This window comes from Amycolatopsis sp. NBC_00345, from assembly GCF_036116635.1.
Taxonomy (GTDB): domain Bacteria; phylum Actinomycetota; class Actinomycetes; order Mycobacteriales; family Pseudonocardiaceae; genus Amycolatopsis.
In genome coordinates this window covers 1,474,327-1,495,281 of sequence record NZ_CP107995.1, presented here as the reverse complement: position 1 = coordinate 1,495,281, position 20,955 = coordinate 1,474,327, and the positions used below count along the sequence as shown (strand labels likewise).

17 protein-coding genes are annotated in these 20,955 nt (G+C 71.1%); 9 read left to right on the top strand and 8 right to left on the bottom strand.

The window, feature by feature from the left end; translation table 11 throughout:
* Positions 1 to 47: 47 nt before the first annotated feature.
* From OG943_RS06810 to OG943_RS06775, 8 genes are all read left to right on the top strand, one after another.
* On the top strand, positions 48 to 569 hold the full coding sequence (locus OG943_RS06810) for a hypothetical protein (RefSeq protein WP_328608826.1): 522 nt from the start codon (positions 48 to 50) through the stop codon (positions 567 to 569).
* Positions 570 to 1,074: 505 nt separating this feature from the next.
* Positions 1,075 to 3,531 (top strand): sensor histidine kinase, encoded by a 2,457-nt coding sequence (locus OG943_RS06805; protein WP_328608825.1) that lies wholly within the window; start codon positions 1,075 to 1,077, stop codon positions 3,529 to 3,531.
* Between the two features lie 51 nt (positions 3,532 to 3,582).
* Positions 3,583 to 4,008, top strand: a complete 426-nt coding sequence (locus tag OG943_RS06800; protein ID WP_328608824.1) for a roadblock/LC7 domain-containing protein — start codon at positions 3,583 to 3,585, stop codon at positions 4,006 to 4,008.
* Entirely contained in the window at positions 4,005 to 4,376 is a 372-nt protein-coding gene (locus tag OG943_RS06795) for a DUF742 domain-containing protein (RefSeq protein ID WP_328608823.1), read from the top strand. Before OG943_RS06800 ends, OG943_RS06795 begins: the two co-directional genes overlap by 4 nt.
* 16 nt (positions 4,377 to 4,392) lie before the next feature.
* Complete coding sequence (locus tag OG943_RS06790) at positions 4,393 to 4,947, top strand: GTP-binding protein (RefSeq protein ID WP_328608822.1); 555 nt, start codon at positions 4,393 to 4,395, stop codon at positions 4,945 to 4,947.
* Between the two features lie 353 nt (positions 4,948 to 5,300).
* On the top strand, positions 5,301 to 6,269 hold the full coding sequence (locus OG943_RS06785) for a tryptophan dimethylallyltransferase family protein (RefSeq protein WP_328608821.1): 969 nt from the start codon (positions 5,301 to 5,303) through the stop codon (positions 6,267 to 6,269).
* Between the two features lie 59 nt (positions 6,270 to 6,328).
* Positions 6,329 to 6,964, top strand: coding sequence for a hypothetical protein (locus OG943_RS06780; RefSeq protein WP_328608820.1), 636 nt, complete (start codon positions 6,329 to 6,331; stop codon positions 6,962 to 6,964).
* Positions 6,961 to 7,809, top strand: coding sequence for a hypothetical protein (locus OG943_RS06775; protein WP_328608819.1), 849 nt, complete (start codon positions 6,961 to 6,963; stop codon positions 7,807 to 7,809). Before OG943_RS06780 ends, OG943_RS06775 begins: the two co-directional genes overlap by 4 nt.
* A gap of 26 nt (positions 7,810 to 7,835) precedes the next feature.
* Here the strand turns inward: OG943_RS06775 and OG943_RS06770 are convergent, their stop codons facing one another.
* Complete coding sequence (locus OG943_RS06770) at positions 7,836 to 10,928, bottom strand: TIM-barrel domain-containing protein (protein ID WP_328608818.1); 3,093 nt, start codon at positions 10,926 to 10,928, stop codon at positions 7,836 to 7,838.
* A 191-nt stretch (positions 10,929 to 11,119) separates the two neighbouring features.
* Between OG943_RS06770 and OG943_RS06765 the strand changes: the two genes are divergently transcribed.
* On the top strand, positions 11,120 to 12,643 hold the full coding sequence (locus OG943_RS06765; protein ID WP_328608817.1) for a trypsin-like serine protease: 1,524 nt from the start codon (positions 11,120 to 11,122) through the stop codon (positions 12,641 to 12,643).
* 106 nt (positions 12,644 to 12,749) lie between these two features.
* Here OG943_RS06765 and OG943_RS06760 read toward each other — a convergent pair whose 3' ends face one another.
* The 7 genes from OG943_RS06760 to OG943_RS06730 all read right to left on the bottom strand — a co-directional run bounded on the left by OG943_RS06760 (position 12,750) and on the right by OG943_RS06730 (position 20,954).
* Positions 12,750 to 13,535: a DeoR/GlpR family DNA-binding transcription regulator gene (locus tag OG943_RS06760; RefSeq protein WP_328608816.1), complete on the bottom strand. Its 786-nt coding sequence runs from the start codon at positions 13,533 to 13,535 to the stop codon at positions 12,750 to 12,752.
* A gap of 160 nt (positions 13,536 to 13,695) precedes the next feature.
* A complete protein-coding gene (locus OG943_RS06755) occupies positions 13,696 to 15,564 on the bottom strand; it encodes a DUF5107 domain-containing protein (protein WP_328608815.1) in 1,869 nt (622 codons plus the stop codon).
* Positions 15,561 to 16,631, bottom strand: a complete 1,071-nt coding sequence (locus tag OG943_RS06750) for an ABC transporter ATP-binding protein (RefSeq protein WP_328608814.1) — start codon at positions 16,629 to 16,631, stop codon at positions 15,561 to 15,563. The genes OG943_RS06755 and OG943_RS06750 overlap by 4 nt, the downstream gene beginning before the upstream one ends.
* Positions 16,632 to 16,637: 6 nt before the next feature.
* A complete protein-coding gene (locus OG943_RS06745) occupies positions 16,638 to 17,567 on the bottom strand; it encodes a carbohydrate ABC transporter permease (RefSeq protein WP_091616030.1) in 930 nt (309 codons plus the stop codon).
* Positions 17,568 to 17,577: 10 nt separating this feature from the next.
* The gene (locus tag OG943_RS06740) at positions 17,578 to 18,528 is read right to left on the bottom strand and encodes a carbohydrate ABC transporter permease (protein WP_328608813.1); all 951 of its coding nucleotides are present in this window, start codon (positions 18,526 to 18,528) and stop codon (positions 17,578 to 17,580) included.
* Positions 18,528 to 19,910: an ABC transporter substrate-binding protein gene (locus OG943_RS06735; protein ID WP_442874777.1), complete on the bottom strand. Its 1,383-nt coding sequence runs from the start codon at positions 19,908 to 19,910 to the stop codon at positions 18,528 to 18,530. Before OG943_RS06735 ends, OG943_RS06740 begins: the two co-directional genes overlap by 1 nt.
* Positions 19,911 to 20,099: 189 nt before the next feature.
* Positions 20,100 to 20,954: a class II fructose-bisphosphate aldolase gene (locus OG943_RS06730; protein WP_328608811.1), complete on the bottom strand. Its 855-nt coding sequence runs from the start codon at positions 20,952 to 20,954 to the stop codon at positions 20,100 to 20,102.
* Position 20,955: the final 1 nt, after the last annotated feature.

Below are 20,955 nucleotides of genomic sequence, written 5' to 3'. Positions count from 1 at the left end.
CGCGCTGATCGACGGACCGGCGCCGGTTCCTGTGCGATGCTCTGCCGGTGCCAGTGGTGTGGGTGACCGGCAGCTCGGGGGCCGGCAAATCGACGGTCTGCGCTCTCCTCAAGAACCGGGGCGAGCCGGCGTTCGACGCCGACTGGGACGGGTACAGCCACTGGGTGGACCGGACGACCGGGCAGGTCGTGGCTGACCCTCCCGACCCGGTGCCGGCCGGCTGGCTGGCTCGCTTCGCTTGGCGGATCAGCCGCACCGAGGTCGAGGCACTCGCCGCGAGGATGCCCGACCGGACCGCGTTCCTTTGTGGATTGGCCGAGAACGAGGCCGAGGTGCGGGACCTCTTCGACCTCGTGGTCTGCGTGGTGGTGGACAACCGGACGCTCCGGGACCGGCTCCTGACCCGCACGACGAATTCCTTCGGCCGGCACCCGGAAGAGCTGGCGGCGGCACTCGGCTACAACAACCGCGCGGAGTCCGCCTACCGGCGCCTCGGCGCGACGATCATCGACGGCCGGCAGCCTCCGGCCGAGGTAGCCGACGAGATCCTGGCTGCCGCGTCCCGCTAGTGTCCTGCGACTTTGGCGGGTTGCGCCCCAATGTGGCGTTCGGTGCGTTGAACGCAACCAACGCCACATTGGGGCGCTCCAGGCTGAGCCGGAGACGCCGCACAAGACCCGTGGCCGCAAGCTGCCACCGCCGGGCACCGGCGGGCCGTGCGACCGGGAGTCCTTTTCGGACACACCCGGCCCGGCCCCGCTCGGCCGGGCCCCCGCGCGAACAGTGTTGCCGCCGTCACACCCGCGGCCGCTTCCCCTGCCTCTTTTTACCGGCGCCGCTGCCCGTCCGGTCCGGCCGACCAGCCTAGAGATCCACAAGCGGCTCGCGGCGCGCAGGGCCAGAACCCCACGAAGCCCTGGTTCGTGGTAAAAAATTGACCCGATCGGTTCCGCGGCTACACGGAGAGTGGAGGCACGAGCTGGTGACAGCGGTCGTCGCGCCCACCCGTGAGGTCTTCTTCCCCTGCCGGGTAACTGTTGTTCGCCGTCTGTCACTCAGGAGCTTGTGAACCCCGTGTCGAAAAAAGACGACAAAGACGAGTCCGACAGGCCGTACGACAAGTCGATCCGCAAGCGGCTGACCAGGACCGTCCTGATCCCCAGCGTCACGCTGCTGGTGCTCTGGATCGCGGTGTCGTCGTTCTACTTCGGCAACGGGCTGTACGTGCGGCTCGTCGCGGCGTCGGTGCGTGAGGTTTCGATCCCGGCGGTCACCGCGCTGGCCGCCTTCCAGCAGGAGCGCCAGGACGCCCTGCAGTACCTCGACAATCCCACGATCGGCCAGGCCGCCCTGCAGGCGCAGCAGAAGGCGACCGACCAGAAGCTCGCCACGCTGCAGGCCGCGTTCGCCTCGACGATCTCCAGCGCGCCCGACGAGATCGCGGCCAAGGTCAACAACCTCAAGAGCCAGTTCGACCAGCTGCCGGTGCTGCGCTCGCAGGTCGGCTTCCGCAGCATCGACCGGGGCCAGATCAACCGGTACTACAACGGGGTGCTGGACACGGCGGCGGACCTGTTCGACACCCAGGCCCGGGCCACCCCGGACGCGCCGGCCGCGTACGGCGGCGTCACCGCGACCTCGGTCTTTCGCGCCGGCGACATGATGTCTCGCGAGACATCGCTGGTCTCGACCGCGCTCACGTCCAACCGGTTCCCCCCCGACGAGTTCGTCCTGTTCACGCGGATGTCCGGCTTCTACCGGACCCAGCTGGCCCAGCTCGAGCCGTTCCTCGATCCCGCGGTCCGCGCCCAGTACCTGGCCCTGACGAACAGCCCGGCCTGGCAGCAGGTGTCGGCCGCGGAAAACGCGATCGTCAAGCACGGCCCGTGGAGCCCCGGGGACCAGGCCGACGTGCCGGTCAGCGCGGCCGACTGGCAGAACGCGACCGACCAGGTCGCGCAGGGACTCAACAACCTGGCGATCGCCCAGGCGGACAAGGTCTCCGCCGCCGCGATCGACTCGGGTGACGACCAGCTGCGAACCGCGATCATCGGCAGCGTCGTCGCGCTGCTCGCTTCGCTGGCGGCGATCATCGTGGCGGTGCGGGTGTCCCGTTCGCTCGTCGACCGCGCGCTGATGACCCGCCTGGCGCGGCTGCGCGACGACTCGCTCGACCTCGCGCGCAACCGGCTGCCCGGCATCGTGTCCCGGCTGAAGAACGGCGACCCCGTCAACGTGGCCGATGAGCTCCCCCGGCTCGACCACGGCCGGGACGAGATCGGGCAGGTGGCCGAGGCGTTCAACCTCGCCCAGCTGACCGCGGTCAACGCCGCGGCGAGCGAGGCCAAGGCCCGCAGCGGCGTGCACAACGTGTTCCTCGGCATCGCGCACCGCAACCAGGTCCTGGTCCACCAGCAGCTGCAGATCCTCGACGAGCTGGAGCGCCGCGAGGAGAACTCGACCCAGCTGGCATCGCTGTTCCAGCTCGACCACCTCGCCGCCCGCGCCCGCCGCACCACCGAGAACCTGATCATCCTCGGCGGCAAGCAGCCGGGCCGCCGCTGGCGCAAGCCGGTGCCGCTGATGGAGGTGCTGCGCGCGGCCGTCTCGGAGACCGAGCAGTACGCGCGGGTCCGGGTCGAGCAGGTCGCCGACGTCGCGATCATCGGCGGCGCCGTGGCCGACACCGTGCACCTGATCGCCGAGCTGGTCGACAACGCGACCTCGTTCTCACCGCCCGGTTCGCCGGTCGAGGTGACCAGCCGCGCGGTCGCCCGCGGCGTCGTGGTCGACGTGTCGGACCAGGGGCTCGGCATGAAGGAGGGCGTCCGCCAGTGGGCGAACGGGATGATGGCCGAGGCGCCGGAGTTCGACGCCATGGCCCTGCGCGCCGACTCCAGCCTCGGCCTGTTCGTGGTCGCGCGCCTGGCGGCCAAGCTCGGTTTCACCGTCACCTTCGACCCGTCCCGGTACGGCGGCCTCCGGGCCACCGTGCTCATCCCGGCCCAGCACCTCGCCAGGGAGCCGCGCCCGGGCGAGGCCGACGACGCCGAATCCGTCCCGCCGGAGGACACCGCGGTCTTCGCGCCGGTCGGCGGGCCCCCGGCGCGAGGAGAGGAGAGCGCGCAGCCAGCGATGGACACGTCCAGCTCGTTCACCGGTCAGATCCCGATGAGGCGGGAGGCCCCGACTCCGATGAACCGGGAAGCCGAGACCCCGGCCGATCGGGAAGTCGAGCCACGGCCGTACGCGGCCCGCTCGCTCGCCCAGCTCGACCCGGCGACTCCCGCGGTACCCGCCGCGCAGCCCGACCCGGTGCCGGAGACGAAGGCCGAGCCGCTGCCTGCGCGGGCGGACGACCGCCCGCGGCTGCCCCGGCGCGAACCCCAGCAGAACCTCGTCACCCAGCTGGAAGACGAGCCGGACGACGACGCCGGGCGCGAAGTGGCCCCGGGCGAAGGCACCGCGCGCACGCTCGCGGCCTTCCACAAGGGCACCCGCCGGGCCCGTGACGGGGCCGACGATTCCTAGCCCGCGACCACATCCCGCCCAGTCCACACAGGAAGTCAAGGTTTCACGAGCATGAACGAGTACGGGAACGCGAAACCCGATCTCAACTGGCTGCTCGACGACGTGGTGCACCGCGTCGTCGGCGCGCAGAACGCCATCGTGCTGTCCGCCGACGGCCTGCTGCTGGGCAAGTCGGCCGGCATGAGCAAGGACGACTCGGACCAGCTCTCGGCCATCGCGTCGAGCCTGCAGAGCCTCGCCAAGGGGGTGAGCAGGCAGTTCAACCGCGGCCAGGTGCTGCAGAACATGATCGAGATGGAACGCGGCTACCTGTTCGTCTCGGCCGCGGGCCAGGGCGCGTGCCTCGCCGTGCTGGCGGCGGACAGCGTGGACGTCGAGATGATCGCCTACGAGATGAACCGGCTCGTCACCCGCGTCGGGGACTACCTCGCGTCCGCGCCGCGCGACGCCGCGCGGCTGCTACGGGAGGCAACATGACCGGGGACGACAGCTGGTACGACGAAGCCGCGGGGCCGCTGGTGCGGCCCTACACGATCACCAGCGGCCGGACGCCCGCCGAAGCCGCGCGGCTCGACCTGGCCACGCAGGTGATGACCCTGCGGACCGAGCAGGAGCCGGTCGGGCTGGGCCCGGAGCACCTGGCGATCGTGCAGTTGTGCCGCCGCCCCGTGTCCGTCGCCGAGATCGCCGTCTACGTCAAGGTCCCGCTCGGGGTCGTGCGGGTGCTGTGCGGCGACCTGATCGAACGCGGCCTCGTGATCACCCGCTCCCCCAACCCTTCTCCGGCGAGCGCGCCGGACCTCGAAACTCTCCAGGCGGTTCTCGATGGCCTTCTCAAGTACTGACGGAACCGGGCTGGACATGGTCCCGGCCCCGGTCAAGATCATCGTCGCCGGCGGGTTCGGCGCCGGGAAGACCACACTGGTCGGCTCGGTCAGCGAGATCCCGCCGCTGACGACCGAAGAGGTGCTGACCGAGGCCGGCACCGACGTGGACGACATCTCCGGGGTGGAGCGGAAGAAGACCACGACGGTCGCGCTCGACTTCGGCCGGATCACGCTCTCGCCACGGCACGTGCTGTACCTGTTCGGCACCCCCGGGCAGGCGCGCTTCTGGTTCATGTGGAACGACCTGGCGCGCGGCGCGATCGGCACCGTCGTGCTCGTCGACACCCGGCGCCTGGAGACCAGCTTCGCGGCGGTCGACTTCTTCGAACGCCGCAAGATCCCGTTTGTCGTCGCGGTGAACTGCTTCGACGACGCGCCGCGGTACAACGCGGCGGAGATCCGTGAGGCACTGGTCGTCCCGGACCGGGTGCCGATCGTCATGTGTGACGCACGCGACCGCGAGTCGAGCAAACTGGCCTTGATCAGGCTGGTCAAGCACGCGATGAGTGTGGTAGCCACACCGGTCTGACGGCTCGCCGCCTGCCAATGTCCACACCGGACAGCAACTGGACAAACACCGGACAACGAAAGACAAATCCGGGCCGCGGCCGTTGCGCTACGTGTCCACGGCGGACGCTCCAGCGCCCGGATGGCCCAATTGGCTGGACCACCAGGGTCAACCGGACAAACAACCCGGCGTCGAGCTGCTAGCATGCGGCCGTGACGAGTGATCCACTGCGTTTTCCTGACTATATAAAGGAAAAGTATCCCGCACAGGGTCAGCTCTTCGGAGACTTCCTGTGCGGGCTCTGGGCCACCGCGGCCGGCGCGCTCGAGGTTCCCGCCGATCAGGCCGCCCGGTCCACCCGGATGGTGCACAGTGTGCTGCCCGGATGGTCCGCCGAGCGGATCGGGGCCACGCCGGAGAAGCCGTCTTATGTGGCCGGGGACGGGTTCCCGGCGGAGATGTCGGTGAACTGGTCCGGGGCCGGGCCCGAACTGCGGGTGCTGTTCGACAGCCTCGACGACGGCGCCGGCCAAGGGGGCGCGGCGCTTCCGGTGAACCCGGCTCTTCCGGCGAGCGCAGCGGAAACGCGGGCGCTCGCCGCGCGCCGCTGGGGCCGGATCGACGAGGTCTTCACCCCGGCGGCGGGCCGGCCGTCGTCGGCGCCGCAGTGGCATTCCGTCGCCTGGCGTCCCCCGGCGCGCTTCGTCCACAAGACCTACTTCGGGCTGTACGTGTGGCCGGACCACCAGCAACGTCAAGCCGCGGTGGACGAAGCCATGCACCGGCTGGGCCTGGCCGGCGCGTGGGACGACGCCCGGCGCCGGATCGGGTCGGCCGGCGCGGAACGGGAGATCGAGTTCTTCGCCGTCGACCTGGCCGACGAGGCCGACGCCAGGGTGAAGATCTACTACCGCAACCGTGGCGCCGGCCTCGCCGAGCTGGACCGCATCGCTTCCGTTGCGCTGCAGCACGACTCCGCGGCCGCGGCCATCGCCTACCGGACGCTCACCGGCGGCCGCGACGACGCCGGGGAGGACGCGCTGAGCTGCCTGGCGTTCCGGTCCGGTTTGGACCGGGCGGCCGAGGCCACGACCTATCTCCGGCTGCCCAGCCTGACCTCCGGTGATCAGGAGGCCGTCGACCGGACCGCGGCCCTGTTGCGCCACGAAGGCGTGGACCCCCAACGGTTCCGGGAGCTGGCCGCGGCGCTGGCGCGTGAACCGCTGGAGGACAGCCGGGGACTGCTGGAGCTGGTCAGCTACCGCGCCGCGGGCCGGCGCGGGGACGTCACCACGTACTTCCGGTTCCCCGTCTTCGAAAACCACACTGTGCCCGCCTGTTGATCTTACCCAGCCCCGGCGAGAAGATGATTCCCCCGCAGTACCCACGGAAGGAGCCGACCTTGACCCGGCCGGACGTAGCACGCATCGCCAGCCACAACGAGCAGTGGCAACGGGAGTACGCGTCGTCGGACCTGATTCGCCTGCTGGCGGACGAGAACACCCCCGAGGCGACGAAAAAGGCGGTCCTCACCTACCTGCAGCCCTGGTCGAACGCCTTCCAGCGGATGATCAGCGCCCGGGTCACGTTCGAGACCGAGCCGGCCCTGCGCGCGCTCGCGCTCGAGCACCAGCAGGAGGAGATCGGGCACGACACCATCCTGGCCCGCAGCCGGGCGACCGACCGGCGGGTGGTCTGGGACCCGGTCATCGAGGCGGGCGCTTCGTGGTTCGTCGACCAGTTCGCCGTGCTGCCCGGCGTCCAGCGCGCCGTCATCGCCCACCTCGCCCTGGAAGCGGGCAGCCTGGTCCTCAGCCAGGCGGGCACCCGCGCGTTCCCCGACGACGAGTACTTCACGCTGCACGACGAGGCCGACGCCGAGCACCTGGAGATGGGCTACGAGGTGCTGCGGGAGCGCACCGACTGGACCGAGGAGGCGCTCGTCACGGTGCTGGACCGCGCGTGGCAGGTCATCGTCGTGGTCTCCGACCGGATCGCCGAGTGCGCCCGGCGGGACACCGCAGCCGCTGCCGCATGACCGCTCCGGAGCCGGCCACGGCCGCCGTCGAACGCGGCCGGGCCGTCGCCATGGAGAGCGCCCGCGCCTACCAGGAGGTGTTCGCGGAGCGGCTGGTTTCCGTCCACCTGCTGGGCAGCCTGTCCTACGGCGGCTACTCCCCCGCCGTGAGCGACATCGACCTGGCCGTGGTCCTGGCCGACCGGCGCGACGGTGATCCCGAGATGTTCGCCACCATCGGCGAGAAGCTGCTCGGGCGCGATCCGTTGTACCGCAAGCTGTCGGTGTTCTGGGGTTCCCTGCCGGCGCTGAGCCGGGGTGAGGAGGACGGGCGCTTCCCGGCGATCGACCGGCTGGAGCTGGCGGACCACAGCTCGCTGCTGCTCGGCGAGGACGTCTCCGCGCAGGTGGCCCGCCCGGAGGCCGGGGAGCTGCTGCTGGAAAGCGCCCGGTTCGCCATCGACCGGCTCGCGACGGACGAGGTGACGGCCGAGTTCCACCGGCCGCGCCGGCTCCTCGAAGACGCGGTGTGGTTCACCAAGGCGGTGCTCTTCCCGGTCCGCTTCCTCCGTACCGCCGCGAATTCCACCGGCCGCGCCGCGGCGAACGACGAGGCGATCGCCTGGTACCTGGACGGCCCCGGCCCCGCGGCGGCGTCGCTGGTCCGGCTGGCCGCCCGGGTCCGCGCCGGGGATCCATTGGTACCGGAGGAAGTCGCGCCCGAACTGGCCGCGGGCCTCCTGCCGCTCTACCGCCACTACGTCGAAGACCAGGCCCGCCGCCTGCGGTCGGCCGACGCCCCCGCCGATCTGGTGGCCGCGTTCACGGACTGGGACAAAAAGCTCGTGAGTGTTTATGACGGTTAGAACCGTCATAAACACTCACGAGCAAATCAGCCGACGGCGGCCGCGAACACGTGCATCGCGGAGTTCGACGGGAGCGTGAACGCCTTGACCTCCTTGCCGGGCGTCAGCGGCACCGTCGCGGCGAAGACGCGGTACGGCGTCGTCGGGTAGGCGGGACCGGCCGGGGTGTTCTTGCCCAGCACGCTCGCCACCGTGGTCGCGCCGCCGGCGTCGGCGCAGCACCAGTTCGGGAAGGACACGTCCGCCTGCCCGGTGCTGCCGTCGGCGTAGTGGACGACCACCGTGCCCTTCGCCGTGCCGGTGCCCGTGCCGGCCAGCACCAGCTTGCTCCCGCTGCCCGCCGCGGCGATCGTCTGGCCGGCCGCGACGACGTTGTCCGGCTTGCCCGTGCCCGCGTCCGGCCAGGTGAGCGCCACGCCGTCCGCGGTGAACTTCGCGCCGGGGCTCAGCCCGGCCTGGGCCAGGCCGTCGGCGCGGAAGCTGCTTCCGCCGCCGTCGAGGTTGCCGGCGGCCAGGTGGGCGGCATCGGTGACGCCCACGTTCCCCGCGGCCTCGGCCACCGAGGCGTGCGGCACCGTCACCGTCGCCGAATCGGTGACCTGGTGCGGGATCAGCCGCGCCAGGTAACTCGCCGACGCGGTGAGCTGGTAGTCGTCCGGTTTCAGCCCGGCCGACGGCGTCAGCGTCACCGGCACCGTGACCTTCTGCCCCGGCCACACCAGGCCGCCGGGCGCCCGTCCGACATCGGCGCGCAGCCCGGCCGGCGCCTGCACCGAGAGCGCGACGTCGCCGACCGGCAGCGGAGTGCCGTTGGTGAAGCTCACCGAAGCCGTCGCCGCCGTGCCCGGGGCGACGAAACCGGGCGCGGCCAGCGCGACCGCCCCGTTCTGGTCCGCGGGGAAGACCCCGCCGACCGCGCTCGTGCCGAACAGCCGCACGTCCTGGGTGTCCCCGGCCGCGATCGGCGCGGTCTTCACGCGCACCACGGAACCGTCGTAGAACCAGCCGGTGGCGGCCTTGTCCAGCTCCGCGCGGCTGCCGTACTGGCGCAGCAGCCCGTTCCCGGCCTGCACGACCACCGGTTTCGATCCCGTGTGGACGGTCAGCTGGTACTTCCGCGACGCCGGCTTCCCGTCGTACGAACCGGTGCTCGCCCCGATCCCGACGGTCACCGTGCCGGGACCCGACTTCGGCGCGTCCACGGTGAACCGCTGGGTGGCCTGCGCCCCCTGCTGGTTCGCCCGCGTGACGCCGTCGTCCTCGGTCAGCGTGAACCCGCCCTGGCTCTGCGGGTAGACGTCGAGGTCCAGCTCGGACTTGTCCCGGGTCTGCCACGAGGTCGTGCCCTCGGGCCACATCGGCACGACGGCACCACCGCGGACGAACAGCGGCAGCTTGTTCAGCGGCGCGTCGTAATTGTCCACAGTGGTCGGACCGGTGTAGGTCTTCCCGCTCCAGTAGTCGACCCAGGTGCCCTTCGGCAGGTAGATCCCGTTACGCACGTTGGAGTTCTCGTACACCGGCGCGACCAGGAAGTCGGTGCCGGACAGGAACTCGTACTTCGCCTTGTCCGTCCACACGTTCGGGTCGTCCGGGTACTCCAGCGCGAGCGGGCGCACCTGGCCGACGCCGGTCTTGCTGGCCTGCACCGAATAGCTGTAGGTGTAGGGCAGCAGCCGTTCCTTGAGCATCAGGTACTGGCGGTTGATCGAGGTGTAGGGCTCGCCCTGCTGCCACGGCTGCTTGTCGGCCGAGGCCCAGCCGTCCATGGTCATCGCGACCGGCAGGAACGTCTTCCACTGCAGGTCGCGGACGTAGGTCTGCGGGCTGCCGCCGAAGATGCCGTCGATGTCACCAGTGCTGTAGGCGATGCCGGAGGTGGTGGCCCCGGCGTAGGTCGGGATCTGCCAGCGGATGTAGTCGTAGGAACCGGACTGGTCGCCGCTCCACAGCACGCCGCAGCGCTGCGCCCCGGCCCAGCTGACCGGCTGCCAGACGAAGCCGCGCGCGTCGCTGTTGGCCTCGATGCCCTGGTGCGCGGTGTCGCACGCGTCCAGCGCGAACTGGTAGCCGGGGCCGACCCACGCGACGTCGAGCTTGCGCACCCGGACGCCGGCCTTGACCTCGTCGCCCTGGTTCGGCAGGCCGTTCTCGGTCCACAGGCCGAGCTGCATGTTGTCCTTGCGCAGCCCTTCACCGGTCTGCGGCAGGTTCTCGTAACCGCAGCCGTAACCGTCGTTGACGAGCATCCAGCCGTTCGGCATGCCGTGCTGGGCGTAGCCGTCGGCGACCTTCAGCGCGTCGAGCGTGTGCCGCTCACCGCGGTTGGCGTTGTGCAGGTAGCAGTCGGAGTCACCGGTCTCGAGGCCATAGATCGGTGGCACGAAAGGCTTGCCGACGAGGTCGGTGTAGCCGGAGATGACGTCCTTGAGGCTGTCACCCACCACGTACGTGGCGTCGAACCGGCGCTCGTCCTGCGTGGTCTTCACCGGGGCGGTGAACGAGTAGGAGCCCGGGGAGAAGGTGTTGCGCAGCACGCCGTACCCCGCGGTGGAGGCGTAGAACGGCTGCGAGTTCGGTGCGCCGCCGTCGTTCCAGTTGTCGTCGGCGAAGATCTTGATGGTCTGGTCGCGGTGGCTGAACCGGCCGTTCTGCTCCCCGCCGCCGACGAACTGCTCGGACGCGCCGCGGGTGAGCGTCTGCGTGGTCGTGGTTCCGGTCCACGACAGCGGCGCCGCCTCTTCCCACCGGCGCTGGGTGTCCGTGCCGTCGTAGAGCGCGAAGCGCAGCGGGTTCTTGTACGCGCGCAGCGTCGCCTTCGGCGTGGAAATGGCCCAGTAGGCGCCCTTGTCGGCCTGGCGCGGCGTCACGCCGGGGCCACGCGGCAGGACGATCTTGCTGCCCGCCGGGTCGGCGAAGGTGCCGTCCGGGGCGAGCCAGACCCGGACCGCCGCCGCGTCCGGGAAGCTCACGCGCACGGCGGCGGCGCCCGAGTTCAGCGTGACCACCGGCCCGTCCGCGGAGATCCCGGTGAGGGCGCCCAGCTGCCCGGACGGCGGGGACGGGTCGGCGGACGCCGCCGCCGGCGCCAGCCCCAGCATGGAAACTGCAGCTAACACACCTAGCTTCTGCGCAACACTGCTCATTATCGGCACCTTTCACGCATGAACGCGCATGATGTGCTCTGTATAGCCCACGCCACCGCGCTTGTCAGCGTCCGTACCGGTTAATCCCTACTTCCGTCGCACCCGTCGACGAGCTGTTACCCAACGGGCGACGGCCGAGGACATAGCCACGCCACGGTGGGCCCATGCGTGTTCAATCAGTAGTTCTCGCTTCGGCCATCGCCGTAGTCGCGGCGACTGCGGCAGCGACGCCCGCGCTGGCCATCCGCGGTGGCGTCGAATCGGCCCAGGCCTACTCGTTCATGGGGTCGCTGCAACGGCCCTTCGATTCACCCCGGGCGGACGGCCACGTCTGCGGCGTCACGCTCATCGCGCCGCAGTGGGTGGTGACCGCCGGCCACTGTGCCCGCAACCCCACCTCGGCCCAGGCCGGCACCCCGCGTGGCTGGAAGGTCCGCATCGGCTCGGCCAGCACGATTTCGGGCGGCCGGCTGGTCGATGTGGACAAGTTCTACAGCTATTCCCCGTACCCGCCCCAGGACGGCGATCTGGCGCTGCTGCACCTGGCGGCCCCGGTGCCGAGCCGGCCGGCGAGCCTGCCCTCGGCCAGGCCGGCCGACGGCGCCCCGACCCGCATCATGGGCTGGGGCGTGACCTGCGACCAGCGGGAGCCGCGGTGCTACCCGGAACACCTGCGTGAGGCCGGCACCGTGGTGCAGCCGGCCGCGGAGTGCGTGCTCAGCGGCATCACGGCGCGGGAACTGTGTGTGGGCGCCAAAGACGGCAGCGTCGCGGCGACCAACATGGACTCCGGCGGCCCCGCGGTCGTGCGCGACGGGGACGGGTGGACGCTGATCGGCGCGGTCAGCGGCTCCAACGGCGACGACCAGCCCGTGGTGTACACCGACGTGCACTCGTACCTCGGCTGGATCGACGGCATCGTCAGCGGCACCAGCGTGCCGCCGGACAGCCCGGTCCCGGACATGGCCGGGACGGCCGGCCTGGGCGGTTGCTCGGCGTCGGTGGTCCGCACTGCCGCCTCCCGGCCCGGCGACCCGGCCCTGCTGCTGACCAACGGCCACTGCGTGCAGGGCGACCGGCCCAAGCCCGGTTCGGCGCTGGCCGACCAGCCCGCCGACATCCCGGTGCAGGTGGAAGGCCGCGACGGGTACACCCAGGCCACCGCCAAGGCGACCCGGCTGGTGTACGCGACCATGACCGGCACCGACGTCGCGCTGTACCGATTGGACACCACCTACGCCCAGCTCAAGGCGGCCGGCGCACGGGTGTTCCGGCTGGCCACCACTCCGGCGCGGGCCGGTGATCGCGTCGACGTCGTGTCCGCCGGAGTGGGCGCGCGCTTCAGCTGCTCGGTGGACGCCGTGGTGCCGCACCTGCGTGAAGCCGGCTATCAGCAGGACGACTCGTACCGCTATGACAGCAAGTGCGGGGCGTCGCACGGGGCCTCCGGCTCACCGCTGGTCGCCGCGGACGGCGTCACCGTGGTCGGGGTGCACAACACCGGCAACGACGACGGCGGGCAGTGCACGGAGAACAACCCGTGCGAGGTGGCCGCCGACGGCACGGTCACTGTCCACAAGGGACAGCGGTACGGGCAGCGGACCACGATGCTCCCGGCCTGCCTGGCCGCCGGTTCGGTGCTCGACCTGTCCCGGCCCGGCTGCACACTGACCCGCCCCGCAGCCTGACGCGGCTGCCGCGGGCTGCGGCCAGGTCCGTCAAGGCCTCCTTACCCGCGTAGCACGCGGGTAAGGAGGCCTTAGCGGACTTCGGCTGACTTCGGCTGACCCGGCGTCAGACCGCGCGGACCTCGATCCCGGCGGCCTCGAAGGCCTTCACCGCGGCCGGGTCCGCGTCGACGTCGGTGACCAGCATGTCGACCTCGCCCACCTGGCAGATCCGGGCGAACGCGCGACGGCCGAGCTTCGAGCCGTCGGCCACCGCCACCACCCGCTCGGCGCGTTCGACCATCAGCCGGTTGATGCTCGCTTCGCCCTCGTGGTGGGCGAACGCGCCCGCGTCCGGGTCGAACGCGTCGACGCCGAGGAACAGCAGGTCGATGGTCAGCTCGCTGAGCACCCGCGTGGCGAGCGGGCCGCTCAGCTCGAACGACTGCGGGCGCGCGACGCCGCCGGTCACCACGATCTTGACGTTCGGCCGCACGGCCAGCTCGTGCGCGATGTTCAGCGCGTTCGTCACCACGGTCAGGCCCGACGCGTCACCGCGCCCGGACAGGTCCGAGCGGATCGCCAACGCGCGCGCGACCCCCGCGGTGGTGGTGCCGCCGTTGAGGCCCACCGCCATCCCGCGTTCGGCGAGCGCCGCCGCGGCCGCGCTGATCCGCTGCTTCTCCGGCACGTGCCGCGCGGTCTTGTAGCGCAACGGCAGGTCGTAGGCGAGGTCGTTGGCCACCGCGCCGCCGCGGGTGCGCGTGAGCAGCTGCTGCTCGGCCAGGTGGTCGAGGTCGCGCCGGATCGTGGCGGCCGAGACATCCAGCTCCTCGGCCACGTCCTCGACATCGATCTTCTCCCGCTGCCCGAGCATGTCCAGCAGGGTGCTCAACCGTTCGTGCCGGGCCATCGGCGGTACTCCCTAGCTGCTCGCGGGACCGGCACCACGCCCACTTCGCTCAAGTGGATGCGCTCAAGGCCCCTGATTCGAGCAGTATGCTGCATTCGGGCGCACCTCCGCACGCGACATGCCCGAACGACCGGCCCCGGGAGCCCGGGAGGCCCGGCGCTCACGGGGGTGTCATCCGGAAGTCGTATTCGGCGGGCAACGGCGTGGCGGTCACCGCCGCCCAGGTGTCCGAAAGGGACGTCTCGCCCTCACGGATGTTGGGCACCTCGAAGCCCGCCTCGAAGACCGCACGCGCTCCCGCCGCGTCGCCCAGGGCGAGGCGGGTGCGCGCGGTGAGGAAGAGCAGCCGCCCCGAAGTCTCGCCGTTCCACGCCTCCAGCAACACCGCGGCGCGTTTCGGCAGCTCCGCGTCCAGCTGCGCCGTGATCGCCTCGATGGCCAACGGCAGCAGGTCCGGTGCCAGCTGAAGCGCGCGTTCATACAGTTCCGCTGCTTCACGCTGATCAGCCGACGCCACGGCCAGGTTCCGCAAGGCCCAAGGGTTTTCCGCCGCCGCGAGCGACGATCGCCACGCCGAGCGGGCGCCGTCGTGGTCGCCGGCGGCCCACCGGGCCACGCCGCGGTGGTACCAGGTCAGCCAGTTCTCCGGCGCGTGCTCCAGCAGGTCCGCCCACGCCGGACCGACGAGCGTCGGCGGGGGCACCGCCGAAGGCGAGCCGGACGGCGGCTGGCCGTCCAGCAGGGCGCGCCACGGCTCCTGCTCCGGGCCCATCGCCGACGCCGGGAACGGTGTGCCCGGCAAGCCCGCCATCGTGCGATGCACCTCCAGCGCACCCCACCCAGAACCCTGGTGCAGCAAGGACTCCGGCTGCACGTCGGCCACCGTCAGCCACTCCCGGTGACGCTCGTCGAGCGCCGGCACGGACGCCTGGACCAGCTCCGTGGCCGCGGCCCAGTCGGGCCCGTGCACCACGGCGGGGTCGGCCGACACCGGGCCGTAGGCCTCCAGCCAGTCCCACGACTCGCCGGCGTCCAGGCGCAGGTGCTCCAGCTGCGTCCGCGCGAGCCCGGCCTGGATCTCCAGGTAGCCCGGGGCGCCCGGCGCCAGCCAGTCCTGCCAGCGCCGCCCGCCCGCGGACTCGCCCCAGACGAACAGCTTCCGCCCGCGCAGCCGCCGGGTCGAAGCCTGGACGAGCCCGTCCCCGCGCCCGTCGACCGCGGCGATCCAGCGCGGGGTTTCGTCCGGCAGCTCGAAGAAGTAGTCCGCCGCCGCGTCCGCGCGGGCCGGGTAGGTCAGGTCTCCGGGCACCTCGACGCGGTCGAGCCGCCCGCCGTAGCCGTAGTGCCAGGCCTCCGTCGCAGGCACGAGCACCCGGGTCTCAGGCTCCTCCGCCACGGCGATGTTCGACCACCAGTACACCGGCACGGCGCGCGCGTGCGGGTTGCGCACACGCACGCCCACCAGCAGGAAGTCCGAGCCCTCAGGCAGGGAGAAGTCCAGCTGGTACGGCAGGTCCCGGGTGCGCTCCCACTCCCACAGCCGCAGCACCGGCGTGCCGTCCGGGCCCTCGACCCGGGCGGCGAACATCGGCGCGCACGTCTGCGCGGTGTGCCCGGTGCTGCCCAGGTTCCACTCGACGCCCCCGGCGAACCACGCATCGCGCAGCGCCAGGTTCGCGGGCTGGAACACCGGGTTCCGGTAGAGCAGCTCACGCCCGGACGGCTTGTGCCACAAGGAATACAGCCGTCCGCCGAGCGAGGGCAGCACGGTCGCGCGCAGCCGGTCGTTCTCCAGCACCAGCGCGGGCAGCTCGGTCTCGGTCCGCTCGCGGGTGTAGCCGTCCTGCAGCCGGTACGGCAGCACTGTGGCGAGCTGGCCGTAACCGAGCCCTTCGGCCAGGTCCGCGGGCAGCTCGGCGAGGTTCGCCACCTGCTGCACCGGCGCGGGTTTCACCAGCGGCGGCAACGGGTTCTCCGGGCCCAGCGCCGCCGCGGGCAGCACCAGCGTGGTCACGCTCAGGCTGGTCATGCGTCCGGCAGCCGGTCGCCGGTGGCCTCGTCGAACAGGTGCACCGAGCCCGGTTTCGGCGTCAGGCCGATCTGCTGCCCGCGTTGCCACGGCGCCATCCCGGGTGTGCGGACGGTCAGCACCCCGGCGGTTTCGCTGCGGCAGTACAGGTACTGGTCACTGCCCAGCTCCTCGACCACCTCGACCACGGCGGCCAGCCCGCCCTCGCCGGTCTCCCAGCCCTCAGGCCGGATGCCGGCGACGATCCCCGGCCCGGTCAGCGCCGAGCGCTGCGCCGGGGTCAGCGGCAGCCGGGTGCCGCCGACCAGCGCGCCCTCGTCGTCCACCGTGGTGGTGAGCAGGTTCATCGCGGGCGAGCCGATGAACCCGGCGACGAACACGTTCACCGGCCGTGCGAACAGCCCGACCGGTGTGTCGCACTGCTGCAGCAGGCCGTCCTTGAGCACCGCCACCCGGTCGCCCATCGTCATCGCCTCGACCTGGTCGTGCGTGACGTACAACGTGGTGACGCCCAGCCGCCGCTGCAGCGAGGCGATCTGTGTGCGCGTCTGCACCCGCAGCTTCGCGTCCAGATTGGACAGTGGCTCGTCCATCAGGAACACACTCGGCTCGCGGACGATGGCGCGGCCCATCGCGACCCGCTGGCGCTGGCCGCCGGACAGCTTCGCCGGCTTGCGGTCCAGGTACCCGGTCAGGTCGAGCAGCTCGGCGGCCTCGCGCACGCGCCGGTCCCGCTCGGCCTTCGCCATCTTGGCGATCTTCAGGTGGAAGCCGATGTTGTCGCCCACGCTCATGTGCGGGTAGAGCGCGTAGTTCTGGAACACCATCGCGATGTCCCGGTCCTTCGGCGGCAGGTCGGTGACGTCGCGGTCGCCGATGTGGATCGAGCCGTCGTCGACGCCCTCGAGGCCGGCCAGCATCCGCAGGGTGGTCGACTTGCCGCAGCCCGACGGCCCGACCAGGACGAGGAACTCGCCGTCGGCGATCTCGAGGTCGAGGCCGTCGACGGCGGGCCGCTCGACCCCCGCGTAGTAGCGCGTGGTGTCGGTGAAGCTCACGGTGGCCATGGGGTCCTACTTTCCGGCGCCGAGGGTGAGTCCGGTGATGATCCGGCGGGCGAGCACGAGGTAGAGCACGAGCATCGGCAGCACCACGATGGCGACGCCGGCGATCAGGCCGCCGTACTCCGACTGGTAGCTGGCCGCGCCGTAGAAGGTGAACAGCGCGCGCGAAAGCGTGAAGTGCGCCTGGTCCTTGAGGAACACGATCGCGAGCAGGGTCTCGTTCCACAGCCCGATCGCGTTGAGCGTCAGCGCGGTGATCAGCCCGCCGCGCGCCAGCGGCAGCATCACCGAGAAGAACGTGCGCAGCGGGGACGCGCCGTCGATCGCCGCCGCCTCCTCCAGCTCGTCCGGCAGCGAGCGGAAGAACCCGGTCAGCAGGAACACGGTGAACGGGATGGACAGCGCGACGTAGACCAGGAACAGCCCGTACTCGTTGTCCAGGTGGATCTTGCTCATCACCACGAACAGCGGGATGATCACGGTCTGGAACGGCACGCCCATGCCGATCGCGACCACGTTGGTCAGCGGGCCGGAGCCGCGGACGCCGAGCCGGGTCAGCGCGTACGCCGCCGGGGCCGACACCGCGACCGTGACCACGGTGGCCAGCCCGACCAGCACCACGGTGGTGACCACGGCGTTGCCGAACCCGGCGTTGTTCCAGGCGTAGACGAAGTTCCGGAACGGCTTGCCGAGGTGGAACCACTGGTACGGCAGGGCGAACGGCTTGGTGAAGATCTCCACCGGCGTCTTGAACGAGGCGGACAGCAGCCAGTACAGCACCAGCACGTTGCCGGCGGTGAACAGCCACACGATCGCCGAGCCGAGCAGCCGCAGCGGGCTCAGCCGCCGGGACCCGGGCGCGGGCTTGGGCCGGCGCGGCGGCTTCCGCGCCGGTTTCGCCGCCCGGGCGGCGGGCGCGGGCGCGTCCGTGACGGACATGGTCTCCCCCTCAGAACTGGATGGCGTCACGGCGCATCAACCGGCGCAGCAGGACGACGAGCACCGACACGAGCGCGATCATCGCGACCGCGCAGGCGCAGGCGGCGCCGAAGTCCGGCGTGCCGTTGGAGCCGAAGGTCCGGTCGAACACGTAGATGCCGAGCGTCCACGCCTGGTTCGGCGGCGCGTAGGTGCCCGGCCCGGCCAGCACGAAGACCAGCTCGAAGATCTTCAGCGCGTTGATCGTCCACAGCACCCCGGCGACCCCGACCACGTCCCAGGTCATCGGCAGCGTGATGTTGCGGAACTTCTGCCACGGCGACGCCCCGGCCAGGTCCGAGTCCTCGTACAGGTACGGCGGGATCCGGTCGACCGCGGCCATCAGGATGGTGATGTAGAAGCCCGAGCTGGCCCAGATCAGCGACGCGGTCACCACCCCGGTCACGTTGGCCGGGGCGAGGAACTTCGCCGCGTCCGCGCCGACGTGCTCCAGCACGTAGTTCGCCAGGCCCTGCTTGCCCGGCTGGTACTTGAACACGAAGCCGAGGAACATGCCCAGCGCCACCGGCGCGACGATGTTCGGGAAGAACAGGATCGCCCGGATCACCTTGCCGCCGCGCATGTCCCGCAGCACCATGGTGAACAGGAACGCGACCGCGAACGTGCCGATGCCGCCGAGGAAGACGTACACCAGCGTGTTGCGGAAGGCGTACTGGAACGAGTCGCTCTGCCACATCTGCACGTAGTTGGTCACGCCGTCGGGCTCGGGCGTGTCGCCGGCCCCGGCCCAGTGGGTGAAGCTCAGCACCACCGTGGCGATCGTCGGCAGCACCAGGAAAGCCAGGTACAGCACCAGAGCGGGGACGGCGAACGGCCAGAACAGCCGGCGCTTGCGGCCGAGGTGCGCCCCGCGGGTGGCGCGGGCGGCCGGGCCCCGCACCACCCGAGTCGCGGCCGTCATCAGCCCTGGTTCTTCCAGAACGCGGCGCTCTTGGCCGAAAGCTGCGCGATGAACTGCTGCGGGTTCAGCTGGCCCTTGAGCAGCGCCAGGTCCGCCGGGTCGAACACGTCGGTCTGCCACTTGCCGCCGGCGACGCCGTCGATCCCGTCGTACTGCAGCACGTGCTCCTTCTTCGGGTCGTCCATCGCGGACTTGACCTGCTTGAGGTCGTCGGGCACGGCGAGGTCGGCTCGGGGCACCAGGTTGTCCGCGACGGCCGGGATGCCGGAGAGGATGTCCTTGTTGAGGAAGTAGGCGATGAACGCCTTCGCGGCCTCGGCGTTCTTGGCCTTCTTCGGCACCGCGAAGCCGATCGACATCTGCTCGACGGTGTCGTGCGTGGCGCCCGGCGGCATCGGGAACTGCAAGGAGCCGTACGAGATCTTCGTGCCGGCGCCCTCCTTGTCGAGGTACTCGCGGGTCTCGCTCGGCGCCCAGGTGCCGACGTAGAGGTAACGCGAGTCGCCGTCCGCCCAGCGCTGCTGCACCTGCGGGAACTTCGCCGCGTCCCAGCCGTCGATGAAGTACTTCGGCAGCTTCGCGGTCTCGGTGGCGGCCTTGAGGAAGCCGGGGTCGGACGTCCAGGCCGCGCCGGTGGGGTCGGTGGCCGCCTTGTACAGCCCGCCGGAGCCGACGTAGCGCTCGGCCAGCTGGGTGAAGAAGTACATGTTGTAGAACGGGATGTCCCCGTCCAGGCTGATCGCCGCCTTGCCGTCGGCCTTCGCCTTGTCGAACAGGGCGGTCAGCTCGTCCATCGTCTTCGGCTGCGCCACGGCGCCCGCAGTGTCCTTGTTGTACCACCAGGCGCTCGACTGGACGGTGTACGGGACCAGGAAGTTGTGCCCCTCGTGGTCCTTGTTCTGCGGGAAGTCGTACGAGCTGGGCGAAAGCACGTCCTTGACCGTCTTGTCGCCCTCACCGACCTTCATCCCGTAGACGTCGTCGAGGCTCTGCGTGCCGCCCGGGGTCATGATCGCCGCGCCGACCTTGCTCACGTCCTGGTCGAACAGGTCGGGCACGGTGTCGGTGTTCAGCGCGGGCACCAGGTTCTGCGTGTAGGCCTTGCGGCCGAGCCACTGGACGTCGACGTGCACGCCGGTCTTGTCCTGGAAGCACTTGAAGGCCTTCTGCAGCACCTTGCCCTGCGGCTCGTCGGCGGTCCACATCGACCAGTAGGTGACCTCCTTGCCCGTGGCGGGCTTGACCCCCGGCTCGGGACACGGCGCGTTGAGGTACTGGTCGACGCCGGGCAGCGCGTTCTCGCCGGTGCCGCCCGCGTCGGCGTCCCCGCCGCCGCACCCGGCGAGCAACAGCGCGGTCCCGGTTGTGAGGGCCACCGCCAGCTTCGTCCGTGAGGTCCGGGCGGACCGGACCCGGAGCCCGGGGACCGGACCCTCGGAACGCTTGCCTCGTGCTACCCGCATGGCCACCACCTGATCTAGGGAATAACGCATTTTTCTGCGCATTAGCGCGCAGTTTTGTGTGACTTCACGCATCTGTCAACAAGTTCGGTCGGTAAATCTGCACAATCGTCACCTGGCGGTTTCCGCGTGTCCCAGCATGAGCACACCGAGCAACCGCCGCACCTCGACCGCGACCGCCGCCCGGCCCGCGCCGAGGTACCGGCGGGGGTCCACGCGGTCGGGGTGCTCACGCCAGTCGCCCGCCGCGGCCGCGGTGAACACCTTGTTGAGCTGGGTGGCGATATTGATCTTCGTCATCCCCGCCGCCACGGCGCCGGCCAGGCCCGCGTCGGGCACGCCCGAAGAACCGTGCAGCACCAACGGCACCGGCACCGCCGCATGCAACGCGGCGATCAGCTCGAAGTCGAGCGCCGCGTCGCGGGTCAGCATCGCGTGGGAGCTGCCGACCGCCACGGCCAGCGCGTCCACCCCGGTGTTCGCGACGAACTCGGCGGCCTCGCCCGGGTCGGTGCGGGCGCCGGGCGCGTGCACCCCGTCCTTCCCGCCGACCTCCCCCAGCTCGGCCTCCACCCAGACGCCGTGGTCGTGGCAGTACGCGGCGACCTCGCGCGTCGCCCGCACGTTGTCCTCGTAGTCCAATGTGGACCCGTCGAACATCACCGAGCCGAAGCCAAGGTCGACGGCCTCGCGCACCAGCTCACGCGACTCGGCGTGGTCCAGGTGCACGGCCACGGGGACGCCCGCCGCCCGCGCCTCGGCGAGCGCGGCGCCGCCGACCGGGGCGAGCGCACCGTGGTAGCGCACCGCGTTCTGGCTCAGCTGCACGATCACCGGGGCGTCCGCGGCCTCGGCCCCGTCGACGATCGCGGTGAGGTGCTCCAGCTGGATGGCGTTGAACGCCCCGCAGCCCCGGCGCCGCGCCACGGCGTCGCCGACGATATCCCCGGTGGACACCAATGGCATG